The organism is Nonomuraea fuscirosea (assembly GCF_035917475.1).
In the GTDB taxonomy this organism is placed as follows: domain Bacteria; phylum Actinomycetota; class Actinomycetes; order Streptosporangiales; family Streptosporangiaceae; genus Nonomuraea; species Nonomuraea fuscirosea.
Genome location: NZ_CP109074.1, coordinates 10,352,152 through 10,365,947 on the forward strand (window position 1 = coordinate 10,352,152; position 13,796 = coordinate 10,365,947).

10 protein-coding genes are annotated in these 13,796 nt (G+C 68.9%); 8 read left to right on the forward strand and 2 right to left on the reverse strand.

The window, feature by feature from the left end; genetic code table 11:
- Window positions 1–240: 240 nt before the first annotated feature.
- From OIE67_RS47555 to trxA, 5 genes are all read left to right on the forward strand, one after another.
- Window positions 241–1,671: a protein kinase family protein gene (locus tag OIE67_RS47555; RefSeq protein WP_326633018.1), complete on the forward strand. Its 1,431-nt coding sequence runs from the start codon at window positions 241–243 to the stop codon at window positions 1,669–1,671.
- 15 nt (window positions 1,672–1,686) lie between these two features.
- Entirely contained in the window at window positions 1,687–2,322 is a 636-nt protein-coding gene (gene sigM, locus OIE67_RS47560) for an RNA polymerase sigma factor SigM (protein WP_106242843.1), read from the forward strand.
- Window positions 2,312–3,250 carry an anti-sigma factor gene (locus tag OIE67_RS47565; protein ID WP_326633021.1) on the forward strand — a complete coding sequence of 313 codons (939 nt, stop codon included), beginning with the start codon at window positions 2,312–2,314 and terminating at the stop codon, window positions 3,248–3,250. Before sigM ends, OIE67_RS47565 begins: the two co-directional genes overlap by 11 nt.
- A gap of 147 nt (window positions 3,251–3,397) precedes the next feature.
- Window positions 3,398–4,330 (forward strand): thioredoxin-disulfide reductase, encoded by a 933-nt coding sequence (gene trxB / locus OIE67_RS47570; RefSeq protein WP_326633023.1) that lies wholly within the window; start codon window positions 3,398–3,400, stop codon window positions 4,328–4,330.
- Window positions 4,331–4,341: 11 nt separating this feature from the next.
- On the forward strand, window positions 4,342–4,656 hold the full coding sequence (trxA, locus tag OIE67_RS47575) for a thioredoxin (RefSeq protein ID WP_326633025.1): 315 nt from the start codon (window positions 4,342–4,344) through the stop codon (window positions 4,654–4,656).
- A 178-nt stretch (window positions 4,657–4,834) separates the two neighbouring features.
- Here trxA and OIE67_RS47580 read toward each other — a convergent pair whose 3' ends face one another.
- Window positions 4,835–5,362 carry a GNAT family N-acetyltransferase gene (locus OIE67_RS47580; RefSeq protein ID WP_245955976.1) on the reverse strand — a complete coding sequence of 176 codons (528 nt, stop codon included), beginning with the start codon at window positions 5,360–5,362 and terminating at the stop codon, window positions 4,835–4,837.
- 358 nt (window positions 5,363–5,720) lie between these two features.
- Between OIE67_RS47580 and OIE67_RS47585 the strand changes: the two genes are divergently transcribed.
- From OIE67_RS47585 to OIE67_RS47595, 3 genes are all read left to right on the forward strand, one after another.
- Window positions 5,721–6,953 (forward strand): aminotransferase-like domain-containing protein, encoded by a 1,233-nt coding sequence (locus tag OIE67_RS47585; RefSeq protein ID WP_245956003.1) that lies wholly within the window; start codon window positions 5,721–5,723, stop codon window positions 6,951–6,953.
- Window positions 6,954–7,186: 233 nt separating this feature from the next.
- The gene (locus tag OIE67_RS47590) at window positions 7,187–8,137 is read left to right on the forward strand and encodes a D-alanine--D-alanine ligase family protein (protein WP_326633027.1); all 951 of its coding nucleotides are present in this window, start codon (window positions 7,187–7,189) and stop codon (window positions 8,135–8,137) included.
- Between the two features lie 962 nt (window positions 8,138–9,099).
- On the forward strand, window positions 9,100–10,146 hold the full coding sequence (locus tag OIE67_RS47595; protein ID WP_326633029.1) for a threonine aldolase family protein: 1,047 nt from the start codon (window positions 9,100–9,102) through the stop codon (window positions 10,144–10,146).
- Window positions 10,147–12,664: 2,518 nt separating this feature from the next.
- Here the strand turns inward: OIE67_RS47595 and OIE67_RS47600 are convergent.
- Window positions 12,665–13,627 carry a ParB/RepB/Spo0J family partition protein gene (locus tag OIE67_RS47600; protein ID WP_326633031.1) on the reverse strand — a complete coding sequence of 321 codons (963 nt, stop codon included), beginning with the start codon at window positions 13,625–13,627 and terminating at the stop codon, window positions 12,665–12,667.
- Between the last annotated feature and the right edge of the window lie 169 nt (window positions 13,628–13,796).

The window sequence follows — 13,796 nt, forward strand, 5'->3', positions numbered from 1 at the left end:
CTTCTCGGCACTACCATGGAGCCCGACACGCGCGAATGGAAGCAGGAGGGGCGTGGGCGGATCCATCCGACATAACGTGCCTTCGTGGGACACCACCACGCAGGCGCGTCCAATAATGAGCACGCCCGATCGGCCCAGCGGAGTGAGCCAGTGAGCAGCACGTCGGCCGTCGAACCCGGCACTCGTCTAGCCGAGCGATTCAGGCTCGAGGACCGCGTAAGCGAGTCCGAAGGCGCCACGTTGTGGAAGGCCATCGACGAGATCCTCGCCCGGCCCGTGGCCGTGCACACTTTCGACTCCTCTTTTCCCCGTGTCCACGAGGTCGTCACCGCCGCGCGCGCGGCGAGCAGGCTGACCGACCCCCGCCTGACCCAGGTGTTCGACGCCGCCGAGGACGAGAAGGCCTCCTACGTCGTCAGCGAGTGGGTCACCGGCGAGACCCTGACCGACCTGCTGGCCTCGGGGCCGCTGGAGCCCGACCGTGCGGCCGGGCTGGTCGCCGAGGCCGCCGAGGCGCTCGCGCACGCCCACGAGGCGCAGCTCTTCCATCTGTGCCTGCAGCCCTCCCATCTGGTGTGGACGACCGGCAACACGGTCAAGGTGCTCGGCGTGGCCGTCGACGCGGCCATGTACGGCCTGACCACCGACCAGCCGGCGCTCGACGACGCCGAGGGGCTGGGCCGGCTGCTGTACGCCGGGCTGACCGGCCACTGGCCGGGCGACGAGGAAGAGGGCGGCCTGCCCGCGGCCCCCATGATCGACGGCCACTTCTGCACGCCCCGCCAGGTCACCGCCGGCGTGCCCGGCTACCTCGACGCCGTCACCGTGCGCGCCTGCCTGCCCGAGTCACGCCGGGGCCAGAGCCCGCTGACCACCCCATCTGAGGTGGCCGAGGCGCTGGCCGACGTGGCCAGGCCGATGCCGATCCCCATCTCCTACCCCTCGACGCCCGCCGTGGCCTCGGCCTCCCACACCGAGGGCCTCGACATCGCCCACCGGCACAAGGCCTCCACTCCCCCGCCGCTGCCTCCCGCGCCGCCGCGCCGGCCCTCCAACGGCGGCGGCAGCACGCTCAACCGGGTGCTGATGACGCTGGTGGTGCTGCTGGTCATCGCCGCTGTCGGCGTCGGCGCCTGGACGATCGGCCGCAGCCTGGGCAGCCCGACCACGCCGGGGACGGCCAGCGCCGAGCCCACGGCCTCCGCGTCCGCCTCGGCCGCCGCCGAGACCGTCAAGCCGGACAAGGCGCGCGGCTTCGACCCGCTGGGCGACGGCGACGAGAAGCCCGACCTGGCGAAGCTGGCCATCGACGGCAAGCCCAGCACCTTGTGGAAGACCGAGACCTACACCAGCGCCGACCTGGGCCGCCTCAAGGACGGCGTGGGCCTGCTGCTCGACATGGGCAAGTCCGTGCAGATCAGCGACGTGGTCGCTACGCTGTCGGATGCGCCGGGCGCGAACGTCGAGCTCAAGGTGGGCGACTCAGCCGATCTCGACTCGTTGAAGACCGTGGCGACCGAGAAGAACGCCGCAGGTAAAACCACCCTTACCCCTGACCAGGCAGCAAGCGGTCAGTACGTTTTGATCTGGTTTACGCGTGTTCCGACGGATGCAGGCACTTTTCATGGCACCATCTATGAGGTAGTGGTGCACTCTCCCGGATCGGCATAATCAGGAAACTCTCTTGTGAACTCCCCACCCGAGACACCCTCAGCAGCGGAGCGGCCGGCGGTCACAGACGCCGAGCTGCTGACCGCGCACATCCATGGGGATCCACACGCCTTCAGCGAAATCGTCAAAAGGCACCGCGACCGCATGTGGGCGGTCGCCCTGCGTACGCTCGGTGACCCCGACGAGGCCGCCGACGCCGTGCAGGACGCCTTCGTCTCCGCATATCGCAAGGCCGCCACGTTCCGTGGCGAGGCGGCCGTCACCACCTGGCTGCACCGGATCGTGGTCAACGCGTGCCTCGACCGGATGCGCCGCAAGTCCGTCAGACCGGTCGCCGACGACGAGCTCATCGAGGCCGCGGAGCGCGAGACCCCGCTGCCCGACCAGACCGTCGAGCGCGAGGTCTCCATGGAGGTTTCGGCCGCGCTCAAACTGCTGCCCAACGACCAGCGCGCAGCGTTGGTGCTGGTGGACATGATGGGCTATTCGGTCGAAGACGCAGCTCAGGTGCTCCAGGTGCCGAGCGGCACGGTGAAGAGCAGGTGTGCCCGAGGACGCGCGAAACTTGCCCCAATTCTTTCGCATCTGCGGAACCGATCGGAACTCAATCGCGTCTCATCCGCGAAGGGAGCAGAACTTCGTGACGGGTGATACGCACTACGATCTTGAGATCCTCGCCGAACTGGCCGAGGACCTCTTGGACGTCGGCACGGCGCGCCAGGTCCGCGGGCATCTCGCGGTCTGCGACCCCTGTGGGGAGCTACTGGCCGACCTGGCGGCGGTTCGCGAGGTGCTGGCGGCGACCCCCACTCCGGCCATGCCGATGGGTGTCGCACTGCGCATCGACAAAGCCCTGGCCGCCGAGGCGGACTCCAGGCGCGGCGGAGGTGTCGGCCTGGCGGAAGCACCGGACTGGGACGAGCTCATGCGGGACTCCCCGTGGGAGCGGCAGGCCGAGACGCCACAGCCCGCGCCTCCAGGCGTGACGGGCGTCGATGAGGTCCCCCAGCCGGTCCGGCTCGGCGTGGTCTCCGACAACGGCGACATCGTCCCGGCCAGGAGCCGGACGATCCGGCGGCGCCGATGGGCGATGCCCGCGGTCGCGGCAGCGGCGGCGGCCGTCGTGGTCGGCACGGCCGTGGCCTCCACCAACCTGCTGGCCGCAGGAGGAGGCGGCGGAGGCGGCGCGGCACCGGTCGCCCTGCCCCCGCAGACCCAGTCGCGGCCGTCGACGCCCCAGCAGCCGACGAGAGACGCGGTGAGAGCCAAGTCCTACGCGCTGACCGACAGCAACCACAACTACAGCGACCCCGAGCTGCGGATGTCCCTGCAGAGCTTCCTGGGTCCGGCTCCCATCATCGGCAGCTCATCCAGCGCCGACGAGGTCGCCAAGTGCGTCACCACCGTGTCGCGGCGGGCCAAGCTCGACGTGTTCGCGGTGGACCAGGGCCAGTACAACGGCCAGGAGGCGCTCATCGTGGCCTCGTGGAAGCAGCGGGCCGCCAAGAAGGTCCGCATCGACGTCGTCGATCCGTTCAGCTGCAAGAACCTGCGCAAGCCCTCCCTGGGCCGCTGGTAGGCAAAGCTGCACGTCAGAGCCCGCTTCGGCGGGCTCTTTCGTTTTGTCTCGGCCGTGTCATGGCGTTGCCCGGTAGGGGCGGGAATCTCGGCGGCCTAGGATCTGTTGACGCCGGTGGCAACAGCAGACGAGGAAGGCGTGGGAGCGTTGAGCGACGTTCGTAACGTGATCATTATCGGATCCGGCCCAGCAGGCTATACCGCGGCCGTCTACTCCGCGCGCGCCGAACTCAAGCCGTTGATCTTCGAGGGTTCCGTCACCGCCGGTGGTGCGCTGATGAACACCACCGATGTGGAGAACTTCCCCGGGTTCCCCGACGGCATCATGGGCCCCGACCTGATGGACAACCTGCGCAAGCAGGCCGAGCGGTTCGGCGCCGAGCTGGTCGCGGACGACGTCGTCGAGGTCGACCTGGAGGCCAACCCCAAGGTCGTCAAGACCCACACCGAGACCTACTACGCCAAGTCGGTCATCCTGGCCATGGGCTCCGGTTATCGCGAGCTCGGCCTGGAGAACGAGAAGCGGCTGTCCGGGCACGGCGTGTCCTGGTGCGCGACCTGTGACGGGTTCTTCTTCCGCAACAAGGACATCGTGGTCGTGGGCGGCGGCGACACCGCGATGGAGGAGGCCACGTTCCTGACCAGGTTCGGGCGCATGGTGACGGTGGTGCACCGCCGTGACTCACTGCGGGCCAGCAAGATCATGCAGGACCGGGCCCTGGCCAACGACAATATCCGCTTCGTCTGGGACTCCGAGGTCGTCGACGTGCTCGGCGACACCAAGGTCGAGGCCGTGAAGCTGCGCAACGTCAAGACCGGCGAAGAGTGCGAGCTGGCCACCGACGCGCTGTTCCTGGCCATCGGCCACGATCCGCGCACCGAGCTGGTCAAGGGCCAGATCGACCTCGACGAGGACGGCTACATCAAGGTCGCCTCGCCGACCACCGCGACCAACGTCGACGGCGTCTTCGCCGCAGGTGACGTGGTGGACCACACCTACCGCCAGGCCATCACCGCGGCCGGCACCGGCTGTGCGGCCTCGCTCGACTCCGAGCGCTGGCTCGCGAACCACGAGAAGTAAGGAGCGCTACCGTGAAGGCTGTCACCGACGCCACATTCCAGTCCGAGGTCCTCAAGAGCGACAAGCCCGTGCTGGTCGACTTCTGGGCCGAGTGGTGCGGCCCGTGCCGTCAGGTCGCGCCCATCCTGCAGGAGATCGAGAAGGAGCACGGCGACAAGCTGGAGATCGTCAAGCTGAACATCGACGAGAATCCTGAGGTTCCGCGCGAGTACGGTGTGCTCCAGATCCCCACGATGAACGTCTACAAGAATGGCGAGGTCGTGAAGCAGATCATCGGCGCCAAGCCGAAGGCCATGCTGCTTCGCGAGCTCGAGGGCATCATCTAGCACGCCCCCTGCGGGGGCTCGCCCGGTCTAGGGGCGTGCTCGGCCCGCCGAAAGCCCCTCGTTCTGGCTCACGAGGGGCTTTCGCGTGTCCAGCTCCCTTGGCCCGGCTTGGTACAGGCCTGCGTCGGCCGGCTCTCGTCGGCGCGGCTGCGTTCGTCTGTGCGGCTCTGAGTCGCTCTCAGACGGGACGTAGCGCCCGTTCCGGGCTCATGGAGCCGAGCAGCCGTTCCAGCGCCACCTCGACGTCCTCACGCCACGAAACGGCGCTCTTCAGTTCCAGTCGGAGCCGCGGAAATCGCAAATGCGGACGAACCGTCTTAAACCCCACGGAAAGCAGATATTCGGCAGGAACTACACAACTAGGTTCTTCCCACTTGAGGTCCCCGAAAGCTTCAATGGCTTTCACCCCGCGCCGCGTCAGGTCCTTGGCCACCCCTTGAATCAGCATCCGGCCCAGCCCGCCGCCGGAGAACTCGGGAATGATGTGCGCGGTCATCAGCAGCACGGCGTCGGCGCTGACCGGCGAGGTGGGAAAGGCCACGGAACGCGGCGTGTAGAGCGGCGGGCTGTAGAGCACGAACCCCGCCGGCACCCCGTCGACATAGGCGATCTTCCCGCAACTGCCCCATTCGAGCAGGGTGCCGGAGATCCAGGCCTCCTTCTCCAGCGCAGGATCGCCTGAATCGACCGCCCGCTCCCCGCTCATGGGATCGAGCTCCCAGAAGACGCACCTTCGGCAGCGCCGCGGTAGATCTTCCACATTGTCCAGGGTTATGTTGACCAGCCGGCGCGACAACTACGGCCCCTATCCTTGACCCGGAAAAGCGCGCGAAAACCGCGTCTACAGGTGGCATCGTAGCTCAGTGAAGATGCCGCCAGCGGACACCACCACCGGCGAGCCCGGCGACGGGCGACATGTCCGTCTGGCGTAATCTGGTATTTCCGTCCGATATGAACCTAGGAGGTGGGCCGTGACGGAAGAGCGGGATCACGGTCAGACACCCGCGACCCAAGGGTCGCGCATCGACGCCTACGTCGATCGGTATGCCGCGCGAGCTACCGGGATGGTCGCCTCCGAGATCCGAGCTCTCTTCGCCGTCGCGTCCAGGCCCGAGGTGGTCTCGCTCGCCGGCGGCATGCCGTACGTCACGGCGCTCCCCCTCGACATGGTCGGCGAGCTCGTCTCCGAGCTCGTCACCCGGCGCGGCCCCGTCGCGCTGCAGTACGGCTCCGGCCAGGGCGACCCGCATCTGCGTGAGCAGATCTGCGAGGTCATGCGGCTGGAGGGGATCAACGCCGGGGCGAACGACGTGGTCGTCACCGTCGGTTCGCAACAGGCCCTCGACCTGATCACCCGGATCTTCATCGACCCGGGTGACGTGATCCTGGCCGAGGGGCCCTCGTACGTGGGAGCTCTAGGGACGTTCGCCGCCTACCAGGCGAAAGTGGTCCATATCGCCATGGACGATCAGGGCATCGTGCCCGAGTCGCTGGCGCAGACCATCTACGCGCTGGAGACGGCCGGGGCGCCGATCAAGTTCCTCTACACGATCCCGACCTTCCACAACCCCGGCGGCGTCACGCTCAACATCGCCCGCCGGCAGCAGGTGCTCGACATCTGCCAGCGGGCCGGGATCCTCATCATCGAGGACAACCCGTACGGGCTGCTCGGCTTCGACGGTGATCCCCTGCCGGCGCTGCGGGCCGACAATCCCGACGGCGTGGTCTATCTCGGTTCGTTCTCCAAGACCCTCGCCCCCGGCTTCCGCGTCGGCTGGGCGCTGGCCCCGCACGCCATCCGCGAGAAGCTCGTGCTCGCCATGGAGTCGGCCGTGCTGTCCCACTCCTCGTTCACGCAGCTCGCGGTGGGCGAATACCTGGCCACGCAGCCGTGGCAGGAGCAGATCAAGACGTTCAGGGAGCTCTACCGCGAGCGCCGCGACGCGCTGCTCGACGCGCTCGAAGCGCTGATGCCGCCCGAGGTCACCTGGACCAGGCCTGGGGGCGGCTTCTTCGTCTGGGCCACGCTGCCCGAAGGGCTCGACTCGAAGGCGATCCTGCCCAGGGCCGTGGCCGAGCGGGTGGCGTTCGTACCCGGGACCGGGTTCTTCTCCGACGGCAGCGGGGCGCGGCACATGCGGCTGTCCTACTGCTACCCCGAGCCCGACCGGATCCGTGAAGGGGTGCGGCGGCTGGCCGGGGTGATCGACCAGGAGATGCAGCTGAGAGACACGTTCGGCACGTCGTCCACCCGCGACCACCAAGGCGTCGACACGCCCGGGCCCGACCTGGCCTGACCGCCGGGAGGACTTCTAGGGGGCCGGCGGGCGACGCCGGCCCCCTTTCCCGTCTCCTGGCCTCCCGGTGTGGCCGCTCCTGGAGGAGCGGACGTCCTTCCGGGGCACAGGCCGGCACTCCAGCGGACTTCTGATGGAGAAGGCACCAGAAGACACCTCCCCGTACACCCTTCACCGCCCACGCCGGTACGGTTGGACGGCGTGCCATCAGCGGCATCAGCAGAGGAGATGTGATGAGCGATCTGGGCCACGTGCTCGTGCTGGCCGGAGGCCTCTCCTATGAGCGGGAGGTGTCTCTGCGCTCGGGTCGCCGGGTCAGCGAGGTGCTGCGCGCGGCGGGCGTCGACGTCGAGGCCCGCGACACCGACGCCTCACTCGTCCCCTCGATCCTGGCCGACCCGCCGGACGCGGTGTTCGTGACCCTGCACGGCGGCGCCGGCGAGGACGGCGCCATCCGTTCCGTGCTGGAGCTGCTCAACGTCCCCTACGTCGGTGCCGATCCCGACGCGTGCCGGGTGGCCTTCGACAAGCCCACCGCCAAGGCCGTCGTCCGCTCCTTCGGCGTACGTACGCCCGAGTCCGTCACGCTGCCGAAGGAGACGTTCCACGATCTCGGCGCCACGGTGGTGCTCGGGCGCATCGTGGAGCGGCTCGGGCTGCCCCTCTTCGTCAAGCCCGCCCGTGGCGGATCCGCGCTGGGCGCCTCCATCGTCCGCACCGCCGAAGAGCTGCCCGCGGCGATGGTCGGCTGCTTCGCGTACGGCGACACGGCGCTGATCGAGCGGTACGTGGAGGGCGTGGAGGTGGCGGTCTCCGTCGTCGACTTCGGCAACGGTCCGGTGGCCCTGCCCGCCGTCGAGATCGTCCCGGACGAAGGCGTCTACGACTACGCGGCCCGCTACACCGCCGGCCACACCGAGTTCTTCGCCCCGGCCCGCCTGTCCGCCCAGGCGGCCACCGCCTGCGCCGAGACGGCGGTCACCGCACACACCGCCCTGGGCCTGCGGGACATCTCCCGTACCGACCTGATCGTGGACGCCGACGGGGTGCCGCATTTCCTGGAGGTCAACGTGGCGCCCGGCATGACGGAGACGTCGCTGCTGCCGATGTCGGCGGAGGCCGCCGGCCAGGACCTCGGTGACCTCTGCCGCACCCTCCTCCAGAACGCCGCCTCCCGCACCTGACCCGACCACCCGCGAGCAGCCCACCGCACAGGCTGCGTCCGAGGACGCGTCGTACGTGGGCGTGGTCGGCGACGGACCGGCTCGGCCCCCTCGACGGCCTGCCGCACGCACGCGCACGCTTGGCCGGCGCGGCGGAGAACGATGCCCTGGGCGTACCTGAATGGCAGCGGCGCAAACTCGGTGCTGACCGTCCGCGCACCCTGGGCACGCAGCAGGACGATCCGCTGCGATCGTCCCGGCCGACTGTGACCCTGCCATCCGCTTCCCACTCTGCCGCCCTAGCTGTACGGAGTGCGTTCATCCGGGCAGGCGACCGCCGAGCGGAGCACCCCAGCGAAGACGTCCGAGCGGAGCTGAGCCAGACCCACGACGGACGCAACCAGGACGCCTCAAACGGCCATCTCCAGACGGACGCCGCCCCAGACGGCCGAGCGAGACCAACCCGACGGAGACAGCCGACCGGAGCCGACCCCAGGCCGAGACGACCGATCCCAGATGTCCGAGCGATGACGTCCGGTCTGAACAACGGACTCTGACAGTCACCCACTCAGACGTCTGCACCGCCTCCAACACCGACGTCGTCTCCCCCGTTCACCATTCACCCGAGGGTGCGACGCGTCCAGCACCACCCTCGAACGCCTCCGCCTCTGGTCGTGCACCGAAGTCCGCCAGCACGATCGAGCGGGAATGACGCCTGAGCGAGGACAGCCGACCAGTGGCGGCACCGAACTCGAACCGGCAGCCTCACCGACCCGCCCAAGCCGAACCGAGTCGCCACACGAGACGTCCGAGCGAGAGGCACCTGAGCAAGAAGCACGGGTACCTATCCGGTCCGAACCGAGGTGAGGCGGGCCGAGCCGAGATCAGACGTCCAGACGAGAGTTGGCTCCGACCGGACAGCACGAGGCTTGGCTCGTAGGGGTGGGCACTGGCAACCTCCGTCCCATAAGTAGCCTTGCCCTGTGCTGATCGATTCGATGTACCCCAAGAGTTTCGCCAGCGACAACCACGCCGGCGTACACCCCACCATCCTCGAAGCCATCACCGCGGCGAACCAAGGAGACGCCCCCGCGTACGGCGACGACAGCTGGACGTCGACGTTCGAGACCAAGGCGAAGGAGACGTTCGGCCCGCAGGCGCAGGGGTTCGCCGTCATCAACGGGGCGGGCGCCAACATGGTCGGCCTCGCCCTCATGCTCGGCCGGTACGACGCCATCCTCTGCGCCGACAGCGCCCACATCGCCACCCACGAAGCGGGGGCGTCGGAGCGGCTGCTCGGGGTGAAGCTCATGACGATCCCGACAGCGGACGGCAAACTGCGCCCGGCCGACATCGAGTCACGCCTCGGCGGGGTCGGCAACCCCCACGAATCTCAGCCGGCCGTCGTCTCCATCTCTCAGGTCACGGAACTCGGCACCTGCTACTCCCCCGCCGAGATCGCCGCCCTCGCCGAGACGGCTCACGCAAAGGGGCTCCGGCTTCACGTGGACGGCGCCAGACTCGCCAACGCGGCCGCGTACCTCGACTGCGATCTGAAGGCCATCACCACGGACGCCGGAGTGGACGTGTTCAGCTTCGGCGGCACGAAGAACGGCGCCCTGGCCGCGGAGGCCGTCGTGGTCCTCGACCCGTCTCTGGCGGACGGCGTCCCGTTCCTTCGCCGCCAGTCGCTCCAACTCGCCTCGAAGATGCGCTTCATCTCAGCCCAACTCTCGGCGCTCCTCACGGACGAACTCTGGCGCCAGAACGCAGCCCACGCCAACCGCATGGCCGCCCGCCTCGCGGATGGACTGACCGATGTCCCCGGCGTCTCACTCGCCTACCCCGTCGAGGGCAACGCCGTCTTCGCCACGCTCCCGATCGCCGTGGCCGAGACCCTCCGCCAGCGCTACCTGTTCCACTACTGGGACGAGACCATCGGCACAGTCCGCTGGATGACCGCCTTCGACACCACCCCGGAACAAGTGGACGACTTCCTCGACGACCTCCACAAGGCCACCTCCGCCTAGCAACACCGAGCCCCGGGAGACGGGAAAGCCGAAGCCTCGCGAACTGGATCACCACAAAAGTCGATCACCACACAGGCACATCCAACTACCGCCACCAAGAACACCGACCGGCACCGCAACGGCACGACCTCCACGGCAACATCACCGACGACTCCCCACGCGGGCGATCCACCCGAGGGCGATCCACGCGTTCACCCCACGCCTTCATCCGCCGCACCCGACCGGCGAACGCAGTCGGTCGGCAGCGGACGGACATCGAAACGCCTCGGTTCAATGTCACCCTTCGACGGCCTGCACGACGCGCGACGGCGCGCAGGCCGAACAACCCGCAAACCAGGCGGCACGTACGCCGAACCCCACGTACGCCGGGCGTCCCACACACCCTGCGGCGCGTGCACGGCGGACTACCCGCACCAGGCAACCAGCACGTCGGCCGGCCCGCTCACCCGGCGACACAAACGTCGGACGGCAAGTACGCCGGGCACACGTCGAACGCCGCGCACAGCGAGCAGCCCGCATGCGGCGCGTGCACCCGACGACAAGCGCACGTTAGCCGGCCCGCCCACCCGGCGGCACGCACGTCCAACGGCACATGCGTCGGACCGCACGCACGCCGGGCGAATCTCAGACGGCAAGCACATCGCACGAACGCCGAACGGCCCGCACAACTGGCGGCGCCTGTACCCGGCGGCACGCGTCCCCTGGCCGGCCCGCGCACCGGGCGGCACGCACATCGAACATCGCGCACGCCGGGGCGGCACGCACACCGGGCGGACGCACATCCGGCGGCGCGTGTACATCGGGACGGGGTACACACGGCGGACAGCGCGCGCGCCGGACAGCACGCACCCGTGGAACGGCACGCAAGCCGGACCGCACTCGCGCCGGGCCGCAGGCGTCGGACGACAAGCACGCCGGGCGTACGTGGACGGCGCGCACGCGGGGCGGCACCGGCGTCGGGCGCCACGTGGGTCGAACGGCGCGCCCGCGAGGCGGCGCGTCCGTCGAACGAGCTGAGCGCTGGGCGGCGTACGCGTCGGACGGCACCCACTGACGCTGATCCTCACGCTCGCCCCGCTCCCCCCATCCCCCACGCTCTTGCGTTTCACGTGAAACACGCCCGCGCGGTCGACTCGATGACTGCCCCGCCGCACGTGTTTCACGTGAAACCAACGACGAGCAAGCCCCTCCCGCTCAGGGCGAGAAGACTCACCTGAGCCCCCCGTTCCTCATCCCGGACGCGAGGATGCAAGGCGGAACGTCGTTTGGTCGAGCTGACCGCACCACCCCTCAGTCACCCCAGGCAGCTCGGATCAACTCAGCAAGCCCACCCGAAAGGCGCTGCGATCGAAGGACAGGAAGCAACCCGGGCCCCCACAGCCGCGATCGCCCCGAGGCGAAGGCCGAGATGCGGCGGCCGAGAAGCAGGAAGGTTCGGGAGCCGGAGATGGGTGGCGGCAGAGAAGCCGGGAAGCTCGCCTGCTTCAACCACACGCGCTCGGCGATGGACGTCCTGTACAGGGTGCCAAGACAGCGGACGGCGGAAGGAGACCAGAAGCGCGGCGAAGACGGCGTTGCTCTCAACCGGTAAGCGGGAAGACGCCGGACGCCGGAAACGACGTACGACGAGACGACGGAAGGTTGCGGGGTCCGGAGGCGCGCGTAGCGACGGGCGCGGTGACGAGGGGCGGGAGGCGCGTGGCGACGGACCCGGAGACGGGTCGCGAGGAGCTGGCGATGCGTGGCGACAGGCGGAGACGACGGACGCGGAGACGACGGAAGGTTGCGGGGTCTGGAGGCGTGTAGCGACGGACGCGGTGACTGATTGCGGGGGTCCGGCGATACGTGGCGACGGACCGGACGGAAGAGACGGTCCACGAGTGGTGGGACCAGAAGAGGCGTGGCTACGGACGCGGAGACGGGTGAGGAAGCTGGCGACGGGTGGCGACGGGCCCGGATGGCGGAGACATGGACGGGTGATGGGGTCCGAAGGCGCGTCGCGACGGAGCGGAGACGGTTGCGAGAGCTGGCGACAACCGGAGGCGGTCGATGGCGGGAGGCGGTGGGCGGCGATGGGTGGCGACGTGTGGCGGGGACGGATGGCGATGGGTGGCGACGTGTGGCGGGGACGGATGGCGACGTGTGGCGACGTGTGGCGGGGACGGATGGCGACGTGTGGCGACGTGTGGCGGGGACGGATGGCGATGGGTGGCGACGTGTGGCGGGGACGGATGGCGACGTGTGGCGACGTGTGGCGGGGACGGATGGCGACGTGTGGCGACGTGTGGCGGGGACGGATGGCGACGTGTGGCGACGTGTGGCGGGGACGGATGGCGACGGATGGCGACGTGTGGCGGGGACGGATGGCGACGGATGGCGGGGACGGAGGACGGCGGGGACGGAGGACGGCGGGGGTTTGGAGGTTTGTGGGAGCGATAGGAGGTTGGCGATGTGGGTGTTGCTGGGCAAGACGAAGGGCGTGTGTTTCACGTGAAACACACGCCCAACCCTTGGTCGGTTAGTCCTCGGACTCTCGCATCGCCCGTGCCGCCTCCGGGGCCATCGTTCCGATGATGCGCTCGAGGTCGTCGATCGTGGCGAACTCCACGACGATCCGCCCCTTCCGGCGTCCCAGGTCCACCTTCACCTTGGTCTCGAAATGATCCGAGAGGCGGTCGGCGAGGTGGGTGAGGCCGGGGGCGGTGGGCTTGGCCGGCTGGCGCTCCCGTACTGGCTTCTGGGCCGCCGTGGCGCTGCCCATGGCGACGATCTCCTCGACCGCCCGTACCGACAGGAGTTCGGCGACGATTCGCTTGGCGAGCTGTAGTTGTTCTTCGGCGCTGTTGAGACCGAGGAGGGCGCGGGCGTGGCCGGCGCTGATGACACCGGCCGCCACCGTACGCTGGACTTCGGGTGGGAGGTTCAGCAGGCGGAGAGTGTTCGTGATGTGGGAGCGGGAACGACCGACCTTCTGGGCGAGCTGTTCGTGCGTCGCCTGAAAGTCGTCAAGCAGCTGCTGATAGGCCGCCGCCTCTTCAAGAGCGTTCAGCTGCTCACGTTGCAAGTTCTCGATCAGCGCGTCCCGCAGGAGATCGGTGTCCTGGGTGTTGCGCACAATCGTCGGCACCGGGTCCAAACCGACCTGCTGGCAGGCCCGCCAGCGCCGCTCCCCCATGATGAGCTCGTACTGGCCGCCACCCACCGAGCGAACAACGATCGGCTGCAGCAGACCGACCTCACGGATGGATGCCGCCAACTCCTCCAAGCGCTCATCGTCGAAAACCTTACGAGGCTGACGTGGATTGGGGACGATCGCAGACAGGGCGACCTCTTTGAAGTACGCCCCGGCGATCGGCTTCGGCCCCGTCTCCCCCGTTGAACCATTCGCAGGGGACGGCGCCGTCCCCGTGCCGTCAACGATGGGACCGGTCGGGATGAGCGCCCCGAGCCCCTTGCCCAATCCCCGCCGCTGCTGACTCACTGCGTCTCCTCATCCAGCCGGTCGATTCCGGTCACTCCAGGGAAGGTTACCGTCGTGGGCCCGACGTAGTGCCCCCTCGCCACACACCGCCCAGTTGGATTTACACCGACACGGTCACAAACCTGCCCAACCCGTGACTGAGCCCCAAGATGTGGATGCACCCCGTAGT

What these genes read in the sequence shown, in the direction of transcription:
- OIE67_RS47590 (WP_326633027.1), top strand. Translation starts at nt 7,187, where the DNA reads ATGAGCGATCTGGGCCACGTGCTCGTGCTGGCCGGAGGCCTCTCCTAT.
- OIE67_RS47580 (WP_245955976.1), bottom strand. Translation starts at nt 5,362, where the DNA reads ATGAGCGGGGAGCGGGCGGTCGATTCAGGCGATCCTGCGCTGGAGAAG.
- OIE67_RS47585 (WP_245956003.1), top strand. Translation starts at nt 5,721, where the DNA reads ATGGTCGCCTCCGAGATCCGAGCTCTCTTCGCCGTCGCGTCCAGGCCC.